The organism is Cyanobium sp. ATX 6F1 (assembly GCF_024346315.1).
Lineage (GTDB): Bacteria > Cyanobacteriota > Cyanobacteriia > PCC-6307 > Cyanobiaceae > ATX-6F1.
Genome location: NZ_JAGQCS010000003.1, coordinates 112,209 through 128,986, shown reverse-complemented (window position 1 = coordinate 128,986; position 16,778 = coordinate 112,209). Strand labels below are relative to the sequence as shown.

Below are 16,778 nucleotides of genomic sequence, written 5' to 3'. Positions count from 1 at the left end.
CATCCTGGCCTAATTGAGGTCGACCTTGGTACTGACGGCAGCCATCGCCGCGCGGCCCCCCGCCGATCTGACAGCGGCCATCGATGGGCTGCGGAAGCGCCGCAACGCCGTGATCCTGGCGCACTACTACCAGTCGCCCGAGATTCAGGACATCGCCGACCTGGTGGGCGACTCCCTGGAACTGGCCCGCCGGGCCGCCAGCACCGACGCCGATGTGATCGCCTTCTGCGGCGTTCACTTCATGGCCGAAACCGCCAAGATCCTCAATCCCAGCAAGACCGTGGTGCTGCCGGATCTGGAGGCGGGCTGCTCCCTGGCGGACGCCTGCCCCGCCGACGGCTTTGCCGCCTTCCGCGCCCAGCACCCGGACCACATCGTGGTGAGCTACATCAATTGTTCGGCGGCGGTGAAGGCCCAGAGCGACCTGATCTGCACCAGCAGCAACGCCGTCGAGCTGGTGCGTCAGCTGCCCGCCGATCGGCCGATCCTGTTCGCCCCCGACCAGAACCTGGGTCGCTGGGTGGCGCGCAACAGCGGCCGCGAGCTCACCCTCTGGCCCGGCAGCTGCCTGGTGCACGAAGCCTTCAGCGAAGAGGCATTGCTGCGCCTGAAGCTGGAGCACCCCGAGGCGGAGGTGATCGCCCACCCGGAATGTCAGCAGCACCTGCTGGATCTGGCCGATTTCATCGGATCCACCAGCAAGTTGCTGCAGCGGGCCGAAACCAGCGGGGCCAGCAGCTTCATCGTGCTGACCGAGCCGGGGATCCTGCACCGCATGCGTGGCCGCGTGCCCCACAAGCCATTCTTTGAAGTGCCCGGCGCCGATGGCTGCAGCTGCAATGCCTGCCCCTACATGCGGCTCAACACCCTTGAGAAACTCTGGCGCTGCCTGGAGACCCTCTCCCCGGCGATCGAACTCGACGAAGCCCTGCGTTTGCGGGCGCTCGCACCGATCGAGCGGATGCTGGCGATGAGCCGTTGAGCCGATTCAGTCGGCATAAACGATCAGATAGCTCCCCAACAGGGTGAGCAGGCCCACCATGGCGCCGATGGCCAGCAGGGCATGGTTCTGGGCATCAAGGTTGGTTTCACCGATCAGGGTCATTCCCTCATCGGCGTAGAGGTTGTCGTGGTTCTCCAGGTCGTGGGTGTGCATGGCAAAGCCCATTCAGGGATCACCACCACGCTAGAAAAAGCCCAGGCACTTGAAGCCGACCCCTTCATCCACAGCCATGGGCTGAATCCGTCAGCCGCGCTCCAGCCGGCGCACGATGAAGCCCATCAGCACCAGCGAACCGGCCAGGGCGATCAACAGGGCGATGGTCATCAATGGGGTTGCCGCGATGTGCTGATTATCCCTGCCGTGGCCCTGCCGCTGGCCAGGATGGGGCGATGGCACAACTCCCCCGACCCAGGCACGGCCCAAGACCCTGGGTGCCCGCAGCCCTGATCGCCCCAGCCCTGCTCGCCGGGGCGCTGTGCGCAGCCAGCGCCGCCCGGGCCGACGCCAACCTGCAGACCTGCCTGCGCTGGCGCAGCAGCAGCGGTCTGGAGCACATCCAGCTGGGCAACCGCCTCGGCGAGGCCAACCTGCTCACCAAAAACCAGAAGCTGGATCCCGGCGCCCCCGACGGCAGCCGGCCCCTCTACCGAGACTCCGACATCGCCCGGCTCTGCCGCAGCTACTGAGCCACCAGCCAACGGCCCGAGGCCCCCAGCAGCAGCGCCGCCGCCGAGCCCCACCAGAAGGCCCGGGCCACCGGCAGCAAGCGCCGCAGCAGCGCCAGGGAGCCCAACACCCCGGTGAGCAGGGCCACGGACTGGCAGAAGCCGATCACGTGCGGATCGGCGCTCCAGGCGGGAAGCTGGCCCGCCCAATCCCCCAGGGGCGAGAACGTCACGGGCAGCAGTTGGCCGGCTTCGGCCATCCCCAGGGGCAGAAAGCGGGCCAGCATCAGCCCCCAGAGCAGGGGCAACAGGCCGTAGAGGGCCAGCTTGCGCCGCTCCCATGGCACCAGCGGAGCCAGCAGCAGCTGCAGGAGGGCCGGCAGCGCCAGGGCGAGGCCGGCGAAGGCCAGCCGCGGCAGCCAGGGGCCGGTCTGCAGGCTTTCCGGCGCCAGGGGCAACCAGCCCAGCAGCCGCTGCCAATGGTGCAGGCAGACTCCGCCCGCGAGCACCAGCATCAGGCCCGGCTCACCGACCGGGGGCGCCATCTCCTTGTGCAGGTCGGCGGCGGGGGGCCGCAGGCTCAGTTGCACCGAGCGATGCGGGCAGGCCTGGGCGCAGGTGAGGCAAAGCACGCAGTTGCGGTTATCGGCCAGGTGGGCCGGGTGGGTGCCCAGCGGACAGCCGGCGGTGGCCAGGCCCTCGCCGTCGGCGGGACCGCCCTTGAAGCAGGCGTAGGTGCTGCAGCTGCCGCTGCAGGTGCCCACCTGGGCGCGCAACTCCAGGATCGAGAGCTTCGCGAACAGCCCGTTCATGCCCCCCACCGGGCAGAGGAAGCGGCACCAGAAACGCTTCTCGAAGCTCAGCGAGCCCAGTACCGCCCCGGCGGTGATCAGCAGCAGCAGGGTGCTGCTGGCCCAGGCGGTGTTGGCCAGGTCACCCAGCTCCTCCCAGAGCAGGATCGCGGCGAACAGGGCCGCCAGCACGGGTGAGGCCCAGGCATCGCTGTTGCCCCGGGGCCAGCGGGCCGGTTCCCAGCCCAGAAGCCGTGCCAGCCGCTGGACGATCTCCCCCCAGACCATGAATGGGCAGAAGGAGCACCAAAGCCGCCCCACCAGCGGGTAGGCCAGCAGGATCAGGGGCCACCACCAGGCCCAGAACAGATTGAGCCCACCGTTGTGGGCGCGATCCTGCGGGCCGAGCCAGAGCCAGAGGTTCACGAGCACGAACACCCAGCTGACAACGCCGAACAGCAGCGCGTTCCAGAGCCTGGGCGAACGCATCCACTCCCGCAGCGCTGGCTTCCAGCGCCAGAGGTCGAAGCGCAACCGCGGGCTGCGGCCGGCGGTCCAGAAGACGTCTTCGGGCAGCACGGCGGGACGCGTGGCCTGGGCCTGGCGCAGGGCCCGATCCAGCACGATCTCCAACTCGCGCAGGTTGTTGGGAAAGTCGTAGCTCTGCAGCCGCTTGATCACCGCCTCCGGCACCAGCGGCGGCTGGCTCCAACCCAGCACCCGGCTGCGCTGGCGGATGCCGTAGCGCAACCATTCGCCCAGGTCCTGGCGGCGCACGCGCAGGGGCGGCACCCGGATCAGGGTGCAGACCCGATCAAAGGCCGGCATCGCCGACTCGGTGGTGAAGAAGACCCGGCCCCTGAACAGCCGCTCGCTGGACCCCTCCCCCGGCGCCCGCCACCGGCCCGAGCGCGCCAGCTCCAGCAGCGCCGGCAACAGGGCGGTGTCCACCCGATCGAGCTTGTCGATCAGCAGGGCGCCGGCCCCGAGGCTCATCAGCAGCGAACCCTCGCCATCGCTGCTGGCGCTGCCGAACAGCTCCACGCCATCGCCCCGCAGCAGGCCGCCATCGAGGCGCACCATCAGCTGCTTGCGGGCGGCGGAGCCGAAATGGATCAGTGCCGCCAGGTTGTCTTTTTCCAGGCCCGGTTCCCCGGAGAGCAGCACGGCGCGGGCGGTGGGATCGCTGGCTGCCTGGCGCAGGGTGTCCCGCAGGGCCAGCGCGTAGCGACTGCTGCCCACCACCCCCCGACGGGCGCGCCCCACCAGGTAGGGGGCCAGGCGCAGGAAGGGTTCGCTCGCCCCTGTGGCGGTCAGCGTGTCATCCGTCACCGATGCTCCCCGGATGCAGGGATTCTGGGCGTCAGGATGGGGGTTGGCCCCTTCTCTTGCCATGAGCCTCACCCTCTACGGCGGCGCCCGTTCGCGGGCCACGATGGTCGCCTGGTACCTGGAAGAGAAGGGCCTTCCTTACCACTGGCAGCAGCTGGACATGGCGGCCGGTGAGCACCGCCAGGAACCGTTCTTGAGCCTCAACCCCTTCGGCAAGGTGCCCGTGCTCGTCGATGACGCCGCCGTTGGAGCAGCAGGCGGTCGGCTGCAGCTGTTCGAGAGCGGCGCGATCCTGCTCTACCTTGCCGACCGTTACGGCCACGAATTCGCCAGCCCCGAGCAGCGGGCCCTGGCGGAGCAGTGGGTGCTGTTCGCCAACGCCACGCTGTCCTCGGCCCTGTTTGTGACCAGCAACAGGGAAACGGAATTTCCACGGCTGATGGGGGTGCTCGATCGGCTGCTGGCGGCGGGCACCCCCCTGGTCGGGGAGGCCTGGGGCGTGGCTGACTGCGCCCTGGAGTCGCACCTGGCCTACCTGCCGGTGTTTTTCCCGCAACTCGACCTGAGCCCCTATCCCCACGTGGCCGCCCGCATCGCCGCCACCCGGGAGCGGCCGGCCTATCTCAAGGTGATGACTTGACGCGGCAGCTCCGCTCACCGGAACACGCCTCGGCCCACGCTTCGGATCAGAGTCGGCAAACGGCGGGCGCGGCACGGCGCCGCGCACGGGTCCGCAAGCGTTGGCTGGTGATCGGCCTGCCCCTGGCCGCCCTGCTGGGATTGATCGCGATCGCCCCGCCACTGCCGACGGACAAGCCCGCCGCGAGCAGCCAACGGAACCCCGTCGGGGGCGGTGGGGCCTTCCGCTACAAGCCTGACAAGGAGGCCTTCGCCCTCGATTTCGACCCACGCCGGGTGCGCATCGACGTGCTCGAGGGCTGGGACCGCGAACAGGAGGCCTTCGCCGACAGCTCGGCCCTGGCCTACATCTCCGGGCCGATGTACGAGCGGCACGTGAACGAGAGCGGCCGGGAGATCACCGTGCCCCTGGGCGATCTCAAGCTGGGGGAGCGGGTCTGGCGCGGCCGCAACCGCACCGCCTCCCGCCAGCGGGCCTTCATCGGCATCGGCCACGACGGCCACGTGGATTTCGGCTACGGCGAGCTGACCCCGGAGCGGGCCAACCGCTACGACACCTTCATCGGCGGATTGCACAGCCTCTACAACGACCTGGAGTCGCCGCCAGAGGCCTACAAGGGCGCCTACAGCATCAGCATGGGTCAGCAGATCCGCTACTACCTGCCGCGCATCCGCATGGTGATCGGCCTGCGCAGGGACGGTCGGCTGGAGGTGCTGATGAGCCGCGACGGGCTCACCCTGGAGCAGACCCGCGCCGTGGCCAGGGATCGGGGGCTGGTGGCGGCCTACTTGCCCGATCACGCCTCCAAGAGCCGCTTCATCATTCCGGGCGTGAAGGGCTTCTCCGAGCAGGACGCCAACTGGATCAGCGGCGGTGCCACCAGCTTCGTTCACGTGCCCTTCATGCTGCGTCTGAGCGAGCGCGGGCAGCCGCTGCAGGGCAACCTGCTCGCCAGCCTCACCCCCCACCCGGGATCCCAGGACTGCGGCAATCCACTGGACTGCGGCAAGACCCTCGGCGGCCAGCTGCTGGATCGCGCCCTGGCGGGCTTCAACCGGCTGGTGGAGCAGGGAATCGAACCCCTGGCGCGGCTGATCTGGGCGCCGCGGGTGCCCAAAGGTGGCAAGGCCCCCAGCCAGGGGGCTCCCCTGCGGGAGCCGCCGATCACCGCCGACCCGACGGCCCTCCGGGAACGGCAGCAGCAGGACAGCCCCAGCCTCGGTCAACCGGCGGCGACGGAGTTGCCGCTGCCCCCCGATCTGCCCCCACCGTTGGTGCTGCAGGAGGGCCAGCAGCTGCCCAGCGACCCGGAGGCGGTGCGCCCGGAAACCAGCGAGCCAACCATGCCGGAGGAGCCTCGCCAGGAATCCCCCACTGGGACGAACTCCCCTGGGTCCGAACCCACCACGCCGGCGCCGCAGGCCCAGCCCCCCGCAAGCCAGAGCGCTACAACGGCGCCCCAGGCACCGCCGCCGGTGCAGCTGCCGCCGCCCCAGTGATCAACGCCCTGAGCCGATGCTCAAGGAAACCAAGACCACTCACTCCGCCGCCAGGGCCCGCACCACATCGCCGCGGGTGAGCACGCCTTCGAGGCGCCCGCCGGCATCGAGCACGAACAAGCGCTGGGTGCTGCGGCCATGGAGCAGGCGGGCGGCCTCGCTCAAGCTCAGATCGGCGCCACAGGAGTGGGGATGGGTTCCCGTCATCACTTCCCCCACGGTGCTGCCCAGCACCTGGTGCACTTGCTTGTCCCACTGCAGGGGGTTGCGCAGATAGATCACGCTGTCGAGCAGCATCACGTAGGGGCCGGCATCAAAACCGCTCTCGCGCACCATCAGATCCTGTTCGCTGAGTTCGCCCACCAACTGACCCTCGCCATCGAGCACCGGCAGCCCGCTGAAATGGCGCTCGCTCATCAGGGTCAGCGCCTCCTGTAAGGGGGTGTCGGTGCGCACGCTGAGGGCCGGGGTACTCATCACATCACGCACCCGCTGGGTGGTGGGGGTCTCGGTGGCCATGGGCAGCAACGGTGGCTGTGCTGTTTCTAGGTCAGCGCCCCGCCCAGGAGACGTCCCGGCCAGGTGTGAACCGGCTCAGGTTGCAGACTCGCAGGAAGCGACCTCAGCTCCGATGGCCTCCTTACAGCGGCGAGCGGCCAATGGCCTCACGGTGGCGCGGGCCGTGGTGGGGCTGCCCCTGCTGCTGGCGCTGCTGGCCGGCCAACTCTGGCTGGGCTGGCTGCTGCTGCTGCTGGGGGGCCTGAGCGACTGGGCCGACGGCTGGCTGGCCCGCCGCAGTGGTGGCGGCTCGGTCTGGGGGGCGCGGCTGGATCCGCTCACCGACAAGATCCTGATCAGCGCCCCGCTGTTGTGGCTGGGCAGCACCGGGGCGCTGCCCCTGTGGGCGGTGTGGCTGCTGCTGGCGCGGGAGCTGCTGATCTCCGGCTGGCGTGCCGGCCAGGGTGACGGCGCACCGGCCTCGTGGAGCGGCAAGACCAAGACCGTGCTGCAGTTCAGCTCGCTGCTGCTGCTGCTCTGGCCGGGGCCGGCGGCGACGCTGCTCCATGGCGCGGGCTGGTGGTTGTTCTGGCCCTCGCTGCTGCTGGCGCTGAGCTCGGCCCTGGGCTACCTGCGTGGGGCGTAGCGCAGGCCCAGGATCGTGACGTCGTCAGATTGGGGGGCCGAGCGGGCGAAGGCGAACACCGCCTGGTTCAGGGCCTCCACGCTGGCCTCGGCCGAGAGCTCGGGGTCGAGGCCATCGAGCACCTCCAGCGTGCGCTCGACGGAGAAGAAACCACCGTCGGGATCCTCCGCCTCGCTCACCCCATCGGTGTAGATCACCAGCCGATCACCGGGAGTGAGGCTGCACTCGGAGGCCACGAAGCTGGCCCGTTCGTTGAGGCCCAGGGCGACGCCCTTGTGGGAGTTGATCAAGGGTTCAAAGGCTCCCCGCTCGGAGGCCAGAAAGGGTGGGTTGTGACCGCCGTTGACGTAGGTGAGCTGGCCGGAGCTCACATCAAACAGGGCGATGAACACGGTGGCGAACATGAAATCGTCGTTGCCGCTGCAGAGGTGGCGGTTGACCGACTCGATGCAGGCCCCGAGCGGCAGTGGCTGGGTAAGCATCAGCCGGATCAAGGTGACGACCCGGACCATGAACAGCCCCGCTGGCATGCCCTTGCCGGACACATCACCCACGGTCAGACAGATGGTGCTCTCATCGAGGGGGAAGGCATCGAAGAAATCACCGCCCACTTCCTTGGCCGGAATGATGATCGCCGCCACATCCACCTGCGGGTGGTTGGGCAGCAGGGGTTTCTCATGGGGAAGGATGTTGGCCTGAATCTGACTGGCGGCCTTGAGGTCTTTCTGGAGGTATTCGAGCTTCAGGCTCTCCTCGAGGTTCTTCTGGAACACCTCGCGGTAGTTCTCCTCAGCGATGCGCAGATCTTCTTCCGCCTGCTTGCGCTCGCTGATGTCGAAGATGGCACCATCCATGGAGGCAGGTTTGCCCTTGGCGTTGTAGATCGCGCGGCCTTTTTCGTACACCCAGCGCTGGCTGCCATTCCTGTGGGAGATCCGGTATTCCAGGGAGAAGGGTTGGTGCATGAACAGGGCATGGTTCCTGGCCGATTCCAGCCAATGTTGATCCTCGGGATGGATGAGGCTGCCGTAGGAACGCACCTCATTGCCAATAAAGTCAGAAACGGGATACCCCGAAATCACTTCAATGTTGTCACTGATAAATTGCATGGTGTAGTGCTCATCCACCAGACAGCGATAAACCGCGCCAGGGATATTGGCAACCAGTCCGCGGAATTTCTCCTCGCTGGTGCGTAAATCGAGGCGGCGCTGGTGGTCGGCGCTGATGTCGCGGATCAAGAGCAGGGCGGCCTGACGATCACAGCGGCTGATGCGCACCTCATGCCAACGCGCCTCCTCCGCCGGCTCCAGGGCCAACTCCAGATTCAAGCCCTCGCCATGGTCCAGCACCTGAAGAATTCCCTCCTGCAGCTTGGCCACCGCGGCGGCGGGGAGCAGGCCTTCGAGGCGATGGCCCACGGGCTGCGCCGGCAACCAGGAAATCGCGGAATCCTGGCCGCCGAGGCAAGCGAGCAGACAACCCTCGCGATCCACCAGCAGGATCAGATCGGGGATGGCCTTGAGCAGAGAAAGGTTGGGACGCTTCTTGCTCACCATGGCCTCAGGGTATCCAATGCAGGACCGATCACCGGCAGTCCCAATAAACCCAACTCTGCACCACCAAAAATGTCACCACAACACATTCAGGCTTCTTTTACCGTATCGAGAAGACGCAGTCTGACCTCATTTCTGTCGGCTTCGCGCTCATAGGTGAATGATTCGCAATAGCGCTTGACCAGGTGAACACCCAATCCACCGATCGGCGCATCGGAGAGCTGGCTCGGCAGCTGAACTTCCTCATTCGCCGTCGGATCGTAGGCCTCACCGTCATCGGCAACGGTGACATCGATGCCCCCATCGCCAGCCTGCAGCGTGAGCGCGATCACATGGTCACCGCCAGCTGGAAAGGCGTAGTCAATGATGTTGGTGACCAGCTCGGTGAGCACCAATTCAAGGGCAAACACACTGCGATCGCTGAACGCATGCCTCTCACCGCACTCAGCGACCCAGACGCTCAGGCGCTCCAGCTCATCGAGATGGTTGTTAAGGCGTAGCTCGTCCAAGGCACTCGCGCAAAGGCTGCTGGAGCGAACGGGTCAGGCCGCCGAAAGGGCCAACGAGGCGGATTCAAGATCGTCGTGGATGGGGATCAGGGCGTCGAAGCCAGCGGTGACGAGGGCTTCACGCACCAGGGGCTGGGGGCTCAAGAGCACCAACAGCTTGTTCTTGGCCGTGATGCCCCGGGCCGCGGAGATCAGCAGCCGCATGCCGATCGAGGCGAGGAAGGTCACATCGGAGAGATCGATGATCGCGGATTTACCCGCCGCCACCAGGCTCACGGTGAGGTCCTGATCAATCTCGGTGATCCCCTTGGCATCCAGTCGGCCGGTCAGTTTGACCAACTGAACGCTGTCGTTGAGGGGGCTGATCACGAGTTCCATGGAAGGGACAGAAGTCCATCGGCTCTCCAAGTCTTATCACGCGGCTGCGGGATACGCCGGTAGCGATCCATGCGCTCGCCCCAACCCCTGCCCCGGGGGTTGGCGGCCTCAGACCCCGATCAGGGCCGCATCGGCGGAACAATCCGGCGGCTCACCCGAACGCAGGGCGTAGTCGTTGGCATAGCTGTCGGCCAGGCCTTGCTCGAGATCGAAGCGCGGACTCCAGGCCAGCTCCCGCTCCAGCCGGTGCACATCGGTGAGGAAATGGGAGAGCCGCAGGGGAAAGGCCTTGCGCGCCTTGGACTCGAGCCCGGCGGGATCGAAGCTGCGAATCTGCACCGATTCAGGATCACGCCCGCAGGCGCGGGCCGCCGCCTCCACCAGCCCACGGAAGGTGACCCCCTGGGCGCCGCTGCAGTTGTAGATCCGGTTGGCCGCCGCCTCCACATCAATCGAGCGCGCCATCGCCGTGGCCAGATCCTCCACGTGGCCCAGCTGGGTGATCGTGCGGCCATCGCCGGGCAGGGGCACGGGAAGGTTGTGCACGATGCGATCGAAGAACCAGCGCTCCACAGGGTTGTAGTTGCCGGGTCCGTAGATGTAGGTGGGCCGGAAGCTGGTGAAGGGAATGCCCTCGGCCCGCAGCCAGGCCTCGGTGTCGGCCTTGCCGGCATGGCGGCTGGCGGGGTCGATGGGGGCGTTTTCATCGAGGGGCCAGAGCTCGCTGTCGGCGTAGACCCCGGCCGAACTCACATACACGAAGCGATGGCTGGGGGCACCCGTGCGCTCCACCACCGCGAAGCTGTCGGGCAGGGTGCGGCCGCTGCTGTCGATGATCACCTCGAACGATCGCCCCTTGAGTTGATCGAGGTCGGCGGGGTTGGCGCGATCGCCGCTGAGGTGCTCCAGGCCCGAAGGCACCGGGTTCCGGCCGCGGGTGAACAGGGTGAGCTCGTGGCCGGCTTCGGCCAGCAGGGTCACCAGGGGCTTGCCGATGAAGCGCGTGCCCCCCATCACCAGGATCTTCATCGGGCCGCGCGCGCAGGGGGTGTCATTCAAGCGGCCCGCCCAACCGGGCCAGCCCGAGCAGACCAGCCCAGCGCGCCTGCAGCATGGACGTCACGCTTCCCACTGCTCCCCCTTGCCAGGCCCCGTCCGCTTGCCCCGCGCCTGGACCGCCATGGCGCCTGTGCTGGGCTGCCGCCACTTCGAGCAGGTGGGGGAACGCGGCCGCGGAGCCGCGCGGGCCCTGGAGCTGGCGGCGCTGCTGGACCGCAGCCGCCGGCTCTGGGTGCCGCTGGCGGAGCTGAAGGATCCCGAGCGCTGGCGGCCGGGCTGGTTGCGGCTTGAGCAGGAGCCCGAGCCGGGGCCCCTGGCCCCCGCCGGGGAAGATGGGGCCAGAGGACGCCCCCGCATGCAGATCATTCCCGCCATCGACCTGCTGGAGGGCAGCTGCGTGCGCCTGCACCAGGGCGACTACGACCAGGTGACCCGCTTCAGCGACGACCCCGTCGCCCAGGCCCTCGAATGGCAGCGCCAGGGGGCCGAGCGCCTCCACCTGGTGGATCTCGATGGCGCCCGCAGCGGCGAACCCGTCAATGACGCCGCCATCAAGGCGATCACCGCCGCCCTATCGATCCCCGTGCAACTGGGGGGCGGGGTGCGCAGCGCCGAACGGGCCGAGGAACTGCTGGCCTGCGGCCTCGATCGCGTGATCCTGGGCACGGTGGCCCTGGAGCAACCCCAGCTGGTGCGTGAGCTGGCGGCCCGCCATCCCGGCCGCATCGTCGTGGGCATCGATGCCAAAGACGGCAAGGTGGCCACCAGGGGCTGGCTCGAAGCGAGCACGGTGGAGGCCACCGAGCTGGCCGAGAGCTTGGCGGGCAGCGGCATCGCCGCGATCATCAGCACCGACATCGCCACCGACGGCACCCTGGCGGGCCCCAACCTGGAGGCCCTCGCCGGCATGGCCCGCGCCAGCTCCGTGCCGATGATCGCCTCCGGCGGCGTGGGCGATCTGGCCGACCTGCTCTCCCTGCTCAGCCTGGAGCCCTTGGGGGTGGTGGGGGTGATCGTGGGCCGGGCGCTCTACGACGGCCGCGTCGATCTGGGCGAAGCCCTGGCGGCGATCGGCCCGGCGAGGCTGCAGGATCCGATCCCGCCGTCGATCGCCTGAACGACCCGGCCTGGTGCGGCCTATAACATACGGAGATTGGCTCCAGCGCTCCGCTGTTTCTCCGTGACGGCCCTCCTCGCCGAACCATCCAGCCATACCGCCCCTGGGGTGGAGGGGGCCTACCAGCGCTGCCGCGACCTGGGCATGCGCCTGAGCCGCCAGCGGCGCATGGTGCTGGATCTGCTCTGGCAGGAGAAAAGCCACCTGAGCGCCCGGGACATCTTCGAGAAACTCAACACCCTGGGCCGCAACATCGGCCACACCTCCGTCTATCAGAACCTCGAAGCCCTGCAGTCGTCGGGGGTGATCGAGTGCCTGGATCGGGCGACGGGGCGCCTGTATGGCTACCGCAGCGACCCCCACAGCCACCTGACCTGCAACGAATCGGGTGAGATCCACGACCTCGACGTGGTGCTGCCGCCGGATCTGGTGGCGCGGATCGAGTCGCTCACGGGCTTCACGATCGAGTCCTACACGCTCCAACTCAATGGTCGCCGTCGGGCCTAGAAGCCCTGGAAGTTCGGCGCCGCACTCGGTACCTTGAGCCCTACGGAGCGAGTTCCCGCGTGATCCAAGCCGCGAGCGAGCCAAGCCCCCAACTGCTGGTCTTCGCCGAGCCCCTGTGGGTCGAGGGGCTGCGCAGCCGCCTGGAGCGCGAACGCCCCGGCGGCTACCGGCTGCTGGAGCGGCCCGAGCAGCTGGAGGGTTGTCCGCAACTGGTGATCTGGCAGCTGGTGGCCCCGGTGGAGCCGGCGAATCTGCTGGCGGAGCTGCGGCGGCTGGAGGAACGCTGGCAACCGAGCCCGCGCCTGCTGTTGCTGCCCAGCCCCCTGAGCTGCCCCAGCGACTGGCTGCTGCAACTGCCGGTGCAGGGTCTGCTGCAGGACCCTGAACCCAGTGAATTGGTTGAAGCGATCGCCACCCTGCTGGGGGGTGGCCGGGTGGTGGCCCTGCATCCATCCGCCAGCCGGCCGGCCCCGGTGGCGGCGCCCCTGGGTCTGGGCCAATGGCTGCTGCAGAGCGGCCTGCAGCAGATCGAAATCGAGCGGGTGCGCTGCGTTCTCGCCCTCGATCCGCCGCCTGATTCGGTGCTGGTGCAGTTGCTGGTGGAGGGGCGGCTGCGGGAGCTGGCGGCGGCGCGGCAGCTGCTGCTCTGGATCTGGGGCCCGGTGGTACTGGCCTGGGGGGATGGCCGTGGCGAGGGCGGCGGCCCAACCCAGCCAGGCCCTGCTGCCGCTCACATCAGCCAGGACGTCCCCCCTGGGGGCACGGCGATCACCCTGCGGGAGCGCACGGCGATCGGCGTGTGGCGGGCGATCCAGGAGCGGCTCAACAGCGCCGCTGAAGCCGGCCTGGCCAACCGCACCGGCCAGCTGCTGGCGCTCGAAGGGCTCAGCCCCGAGCGTCGCCGCGACCTGCTGGTGGGGCTGATCAAGCAATTCGATCAGCTGCTGGAGCGCCTGCGCCAGGGCGAGGCCGGCGAGCCGGAGCTGCTGAGCCACTGGCATCAGTTGCAGCCGGAACTGCGCCGCAGCGCCCTGCGCCAGATGGCCGGCTCCTACGTGCAGCTTCCGCGGCTGGGGGAACTGCTGGCGGTGGCCGACACGCTCGAGGCCAGCAGTGAACTGGCCAGCGCCGATCCGGAACTGCCGGAGGCCCAACCGATGCTCGGCGCCCTGCTCAGGGCCCAGCCGCTGCTGGTGGGCGGCCGCCTGCTGGCCCCGGATGAACCCCAGGCGCTGCTGCAACTGGAAATGCTGGTGAGCAACTGGCTGATCCGCAACGCCGAACTGATCAGCGCTGAGGTGCTGGCCTGCTGCGGGAGCTGGCCTGAACTGCGCCGTTACCTGCTCACCACCGACCTGCTGGCCACCCGCAACCTGGAGCGCCTGCGCAACCAGTTGAACGCCCAGCAACGCTGGGCCTCCTGGTTCCAGCGGCCGGTGCAGCTCTACGAGAGCCAGCGGCTGCTCTACCGGCTGGAGCAGGGGGCGATCGCGCCGCTGCTGCTCACCGAACCACGGGATCAGGAGCTGGCTCAACTGGGCTGGCTGCAGCAGGCCGTCACCCTGGCGCTGGAAACCCGCGACGCCGTGGCCCCCCAGTTGCAGGCCGTCGTCCAGCGCCTGGGGAATCTGGTGGTGGTGGTGCTCACCCAGGTGATCGGCCGGGCCATCGGCCTGGTGGGGCGGGGCATCCTCCAGGGCCTCGGCCGCAGCGTCGGCCGGGGCTGAAGCGGGGCAGCAGCGGAAGAGCTGGGGGGTCACAATGGCGCCAGCCCTTCCACCGACCCCGTTGTTGCGCCTGCTCGCTCCGATCCGCCCGTCCCTGCGCCGCCTGCTGGCCCTCGGGGCCGCCCTTGCCCTGCTGCTGGCGCTCGTGATCGGCCCTGGTGCAGCGGCCGCCTTCGCCGCCCGCGACACGGACAGCTTCGATGGCAACATCTTCTCGCTCTACGCCGGCAACGGCTCCCTGGTGCCACCGCGCACCAGCCTGGAGCAGGCCCTGGCGGACCAGCGCACGGTGGTGCTGGCCTTCTACCTCGATGACAGCAGTGCCAGCAAAACCTTCTCCCCGGTGCTCTCGGAGCTGCAGCGCACCTGGGGGACCAACGCCGAGCTGATCTACCTCACCACCGACAACCTCCAGAACCGACCCGACACCGGTCCCAACGATCCGGCCCACTACTGGAAGGGCACAATTCCCCAGGTGGTGGTGATCGATGCCCAAGGGAAGGTGGTGTTCGATGCGGCCGGCCAGGTCAACACCGACGCCATCGACGCCGCCCTGGCCAAGGCCACGGGCCGGGCGGCCGCGCAGGGGCCCAAGGGGACGATGGAGCGCAGCTTCAACGAGTTCAACAGCGAAATCATTCCGGCGCGCTGATGGCGACCCGCCTTGAAAGCGACAGCCTCGGGCCGGTGGAGGTGCCGGCGGAGCACTACTGGGGCGCCCAGACCCAGCGCTCGCTGCACTTCTTCTCCTACGGCGCCGTGATGCCCCTGGCGCTTATCCACGCCTTCGCCCAGCTCAAGGCCGCCTGCGCCGAGGTGAACCAGGCCCAAGGCCTGCTCGAGCAAAAGCTTGCGGCGCTGATCATCGCCGCCGCCGAGGAGGTGGCCGCCGGAGTGCTCGATGGGGAGTTTCCGCTGCGCATCTGGCAGACGGGCTCCGGCACCCAGACGAACATGAACCTCAACGAGGTGATCGCCAACCGGGCGATCGAGCGCAGCGGCGGCGTGCTCGGCAGCAAGGCGCCGGTCCATCCCAACGACCATGTGAACCTGAGCCAATCGAGCAACGACACCTTCCCGGCGGCCTTGCACGTGGCGGTGGCCCTTGAGCTGGAGCAGCGCCTGATCCCGGCTGTGGCGGCGCTGCGGGAGGCGCTGAACACCAAGGCCGAGGCATTTGCAACGATCATCAAGATCGGCCGCACCCACCTCCAGGACGCCGTGCCCCTGAGCCTCGGGCAGGAGTTTTCCGGTTACGTGGCCCAGTTGGATCTGGGGCTCGAGAGCCTGCGCCTGAGCCTGCCGCGCCTGCGCGAACTGGCGATCGGCGGCACGGCCGTGGGCACGGGCCTCAATGCCCCACGGGGCTTCGGGGAGGCGGTGGCAACGCGGCTGAGCGAGCGCCTGGGGCTTCCGTTCACCAGTGCCGCGAACAAGTTCCAGGCGTTGGCGGGCCAGGAGGCCCTGGCGGCAACGCACGGGGCGCTCACGGTGCTGGCGGGCAGCCTGATGAAGATCGCCAACGACCTGCGCTGGCTCGCCAGCGGGCCCCGCTGCGGGCTGGGGGAGCTGATCCTGCCCGAGAACGAACCGGGATCGAGCATCATGCCGGGCAAGGTGAATCCCACCCAGTGCGAGAGCCTGACGATGGTGGCGGTGCAGGTGATGGGCAACAACACCGCCGTGCAGTTGGCCGCCAGCCAGGGCAACTTCGAGCTCAACGTGTTCAAACCCCTGATCGCCGCCAACGTGCTCGAGAGCATCGAACTGCTGCGGGGCGCCTGCACGGGCTTCCGCAGCTTCTGTGTGGAGGGGCTGGAGGCGAACAGCTCCCGCATCGAGGAGTTGCTCGACCGCAGTCTGATGCTGGTGACGGCGCTCACGCCGGCGATCGGCTACGACCGCGCCTGCTCAATCGCCAAGCACGCCCACCAGCACGGCCTCAACCTCAAGGAGGCGGCCCTGGTGTTGGGGGAGATCAGCGCCGAGGAGTTCGAGCGCTGGGTGCAGCCCGAGGAGATGATCTAAAGGGCCCGGCGCAGCGTGCTGGCCAGCAGGGGGGACAGGCTGAGCACAATCACCCCCAGCAACAGCAGGTTGCCATGGGCGGGGTTGAAGTCCTGGAGCACCGAGCGCCAGGAGCGATGAAAGACCCAACGGCCAAGGGCCGCGTCGTAGGCAGCCATGAAGGCGGCCAGGGCAAGCCCCAGCAGGAGCAGAGACGTGGAGGAGGGCAACGGCAGGGATGGCAACGGCAGTGATGGCAGGGCAAGGGCGATCAGCAGGAACGCCAGCATCGAACCGCTCACGGTCGAAAGCCGCTGGGCCCAGCGCCCACCGAGGCGAGGCACCAGCCAGCGCAGGCGCGCCATGCCGTGGAGCGTTTCGGCGCCGGCGAGCAGCAGGGCAAGGGCCAGGCAGCGCAGCAGAAGCTCAGCCAAGGTTGGATCCCAGGGGCCGCCCCAGCCTGGTGGGTTCAGCCGCTGCCGAGGCAGCGCAACGGCGCCAACACCACCGCCTTGGCATCAACACATCAGGCCCCTACTTGGCGCTGCTGGTGAAGCGCAGTGATGCATGGCCGCCGCCATCCAACAGTGTGAACGACGATCCCGACGACTTGTAGGACGTGGCCTGGAGGAGCAAGGTCAGGTAGATGGACTCGGCACGCATGGCCGGTTGAGGACCTCCCATCTGGGTCGCCACAAAGGGCCCCGCCGTAAAGGAATGACGCGTACCAAGCCTGTACGGGCCGGAGTAACTGTTGACGCCACTGTGGCCTGACATTCGTCCATCCGCGAAGGTCTGCTGTGATGGTGACGCTGGCGGGGTCGATGGAACTCACCGACCAGCTTGT

19 protein-coding genes and 2 pseudogenes are annotated in these 16,778 nt (G+C 68.4%); 11 read left to right on the top strand and 10 right to left on the bottom strand.

Annotation, left to right across the window (positions count from 1 at the left end):
- Nucleotides 1-25: 25 nt before the first annotated feature.
- Complete coding sequence (gene nadA, locus KBZ13_RS05790) at nt 26-982, top strand: quinolinate synthase NadA (RefSeq protein ID WP_409995616.1); 957 nt, start codon at nt 26-28, stop codon at nt 980-982.
- A gap of 6 nt (nt 983-988) precedes the next feature.
- On the opposite strand, the gene KBZ13_RS05785 is transcribed toward nadA, so the two are convergent.
- A complete protein-coding gene (locus KBZ13_RS05785) occupies nt 989-1,156 on the bottom strand; it encodes a hypothetical protein (protein ID WP_255007332.1) in 168 nt (55 codons plus the stop codon).
- A gap of 90 nt (nt 1,157-1,246) precedes the next feature.
- Nucleotides 1,247-1,399 carry a hypothetical protein gene (locus KBZ13_RS05780; protein WP_255007330.1) on the bottom strand — a complete coding sequence of 51 codons (153 nt, stop codon included), beginning with the start codon at nt 1,397-1,399 and terminating at the stop codon, nt 1,247-1,249.
- On the opposite strand from KBZ13_RS05780, the gene KBZ13_RS05775 reads away from it, so the two are divergent.
- The gene (locus KBZ13_RS05775) at nt 1,393-1,689 is read left to right on the top strand and encodes a hypothetical protein (protein ID WP_255007328.1); all 297 of its coding nucleotides are present in this window, start codon (nt 1,393-1,395) and stop codon (nt 1,687-1,689) included. The two genes, KBZ13_RS05780 and KBZ13_RS05775, sit on opposite strands and share 7 nt — an antisense overlap.
- Here KBZ13_RS05775 and KBZ13_RS05770 read toward each other — a convergent pair.
- The gene (locus KBZ13_RS05770) at nt 1,683-3,791 is read right to left on the bottom strand and encodes a 4Fe-4S binding protein (RefSeq protein WP_255007327.1); all 2,109 of its coding nucleotides are present in this window, start codon (nt 3,789-3,791) and stop codon (nt 1,683-1,685) included. The genes KBZ13_RS05775 and KBZ13_RS05770 overlap by 7 nt on opposite strands.
- 61 nt (nt 3,792-3,852) lie before the next feature.
- Here KBZ13_RS05770 and KBZ13_RS05765 point away from each other — a divergent pair, with 61 nt between their 5' ends.
- Together KBZ13_RS05765 and KBZ13_RS05760 are read left to right on the top strand one after the other, a co-directional pair.
- Entirely contained in the window at nt 3,853-4,431 is a 579-nt protein-coding gene (locus tag KBZ13_RS05765) for a glutathione S-transferase family protein (protein WP_255007325.1), read from the top strand.
- Complete coding sequence (locus KBZ13_RS05760) at nt 4,428-5,930, top strand: hypothetical protein (protein ID WP_409995615.1); 1,503 nt, start codon at nt 4,428-4,430, stop codon at nt 5,928-5,930. Before KBZ13_RS05765 ends, KBZ13_RS05760 begins: the two co-directional genes overlap by 4 nt.
- Nucleotides 5,931-5,969: 39 nt before the next feature.
- Here the strand turns inward: KBZ13_RS05760 and KBZ13_RS05755 are convergent, their stop codons facing one another.
- The gene (locus KBZ13_RS05755; protein ID WP_255007324.1) at nt 5,970-6,449 is read right to left on the bottom strand and encodes a CBS domain-containing protein; all 480 of its coding nucleotides are present in this window, start codon (nt 6,447-6,449) and stop codon (nt 5,970-5,972) included.
- Nucleotides 6,450-6,561: 112 nt separating this feature from the next.
- On the opposite strand from KBZ13_RS05755, the gene KBZ13_RS05750 reads away from it, so the two are divergent.
- Nucleotides 6,562-7,074 carry a CDP-alcohol phosphatidyltransferase family protein gene (locus KBZ13_RS05750; RefSeq protein ID WP_255007322.1) on the top strand — a complete coding sequence of 171 codons (513 nt, stop codon included), beginning with the start codon at nt 6,562-6,564 and terminating at the stop codon, nt 7,072-7,074.
- Here KBZ13_RS05750 and KBZ13_RS05745 read toward each other — a convergent pair.
- The 4 genes from KBZ13_RS05745 to KBZ13_RS05730 all read right to left on the bottom strand — a co-directional run bounded on the left by KBZ13_RS05745 (nt 7,056) and on the right by KBZ13_RS05730 (nt 10,543).
- Nucleotides 7,056-8,630, bottom strand: coding sequence for a SpoIIE family protein phosphatase (locus tag KBZ13_RS05745; RefSeq protein WP_255007320.1), 1,575 nt, complete (start codon nt 8,628-8,630; stop codon nt 7,056-7,058). The two genes, KBZ13_RS05750 and KBZ13_RS05745, sit on opposite strands and share 19 nt — an antisense overlap.
- An 86-nt stretch (nt 8,631-8,716) precedes the next feature.
- Nucleotides 8,717-9,136 (bottom strand): ATP-binding protein, encoded by a 420-nt coding sequence (locus tag KBZ13_RS05740; protein ID WP_255007317.1) that lies wholly within the window; start codon nt 9,134-9,136, stop codon nt 8,717-8,719.
- Between the two features lie 33 nt (nt 9,137-9,169).
- The gene (locus KBZ13_RS05735) at nt 9,170-9,514 is read right to left on the bottom strand and encodes an STAS domain-containing protein (protein WP_255007316.1); all 345 of its coding nucleotides are present in this window, start codon (nt 9,512-9,514) and stop codon (nt 9,170-9,172) included.
- A 108-nt stretch (nt 9,515-9,622) separates the two neighbouring features.
- Nucleotides 9,623-10,543, bottom strand: coding sequence for an NAD-dependent epimerase/dehydratase family protein (locus tag KBZ13_RS05730; RefSeq protein ID WP_255007315.1), 921 nt, complete (start codon nt 10,541-10,543; stop codon nt 9,623-9,625).
- On the opposite strand from KBZ13_RS05730, the pseudogene KBZ13_RS05725 reads away from it, so the two are divergent.
- From KBZ13_RS05725 to fumC, 6 genes and pseudogenes are all read left to right on the top strand, one after another.
- Nucleotides 10,509-10,841: pseudogene (locus KBZ13_RS05725) on the top strand (TIGR02450 family Trp-rich protein); the annotation flags it as partial. The gene KBZ13_RS05730 and the pseudogene KBZ13_RS05725 overlap by 35 nt on opposite strands.
- An 87-nt stretch (nt 10,842-10,928) precedes the next feature.
- Nucleotides 10,929-11,690, top strand: coding sequence for a 1-(5-phosphoribosyl)-5-[(5-phosphoribosylamino)methylideneamino]imidazole-4-carboxamide isomerase (gene hisA, locus KBZ13_RS05720; protein WP_255007727.1), 762 nt, complete (start codon nt 10,929-10,931; stop codon nt 11,688-11,690).
- A gap of 144 nt (nt 11,691-11,834) precedes the next feature.
- A complete protein-coding gene (locus KBZ13_RS05715; protein ID WP_255007726.1) occupies nt 11,835-12,197 on the top strand; it encodes a Fur family transcriptional regulator in 363 nt (120 codons plus the stop codon).
- A gap of 59 nt (nt 12,198-12,256) precedes the next feature.
- Entirely contained in the window at nt 12,257-13,924 is a 1,668-nt protein-coding gene (locus tag KBZ13_RS05710; RefSeq protein ID WP_255007313.1) for a DUF3685 domain-containing protein, read from the top strand.
- A gap of 34 nt (nt 13,925-13,958) precedes the next feature.
- Nucleotides 13,959-14,576: a thylakoid membrane photosystem I accumulation factor gene (locus tag KBZ13_RS05705; RefSeq protein ID WP_255007311.1), complete on the top strand. Its 618-nt coding sequence runs from the start codon at nt 13,959-13,961 to the stop codon at nt 14,574-14,576.
- Complete coding sequence (gene fumC / locus KBZ13_RS05700; RefSeq protein WP_255007309.1) at nt 14,576-15,952, top strand: class II fumarate hydratase; 1,377 nt, start codon at nt 14,576-14,578, stop codon at nt 15,950-15,952. Before KBZ13_RS05705 ends, fumC begins: the two co-directional genes overlap by 1 nt.
- Here fumC and KBZ13_RS05695 read toward each other — a convergent pair.
- Both KBZ13_RS05695 and KBZ13_RS05690 read right to left on the bottom strand, forming a co-directional pair.
- Nucleotides 15,949-16,365, bottom strand: a complete 417-nt coding sequence (locus KBZ13_RS05695; RefSeq protein WP_255007308.1) for a hypothetical protein — start codon at nt 16,363-16,365, stop codon at nt 15,949-15,951. The genes fumC and KBZ13_RS05695 overlap by 4 nt on opposite strands.
- 100 nt (nt 16,366-16,465) lie before the next feature.
- Nucleotides 16,466-16,726, bottom strand: a pseudogene (locus tag KBZ13_RS05690) (META domain-containing protein); the annotation flags it as partial.
- Nucleotides 16,727-16,778 lie beyond the last annotated feature (52 nt).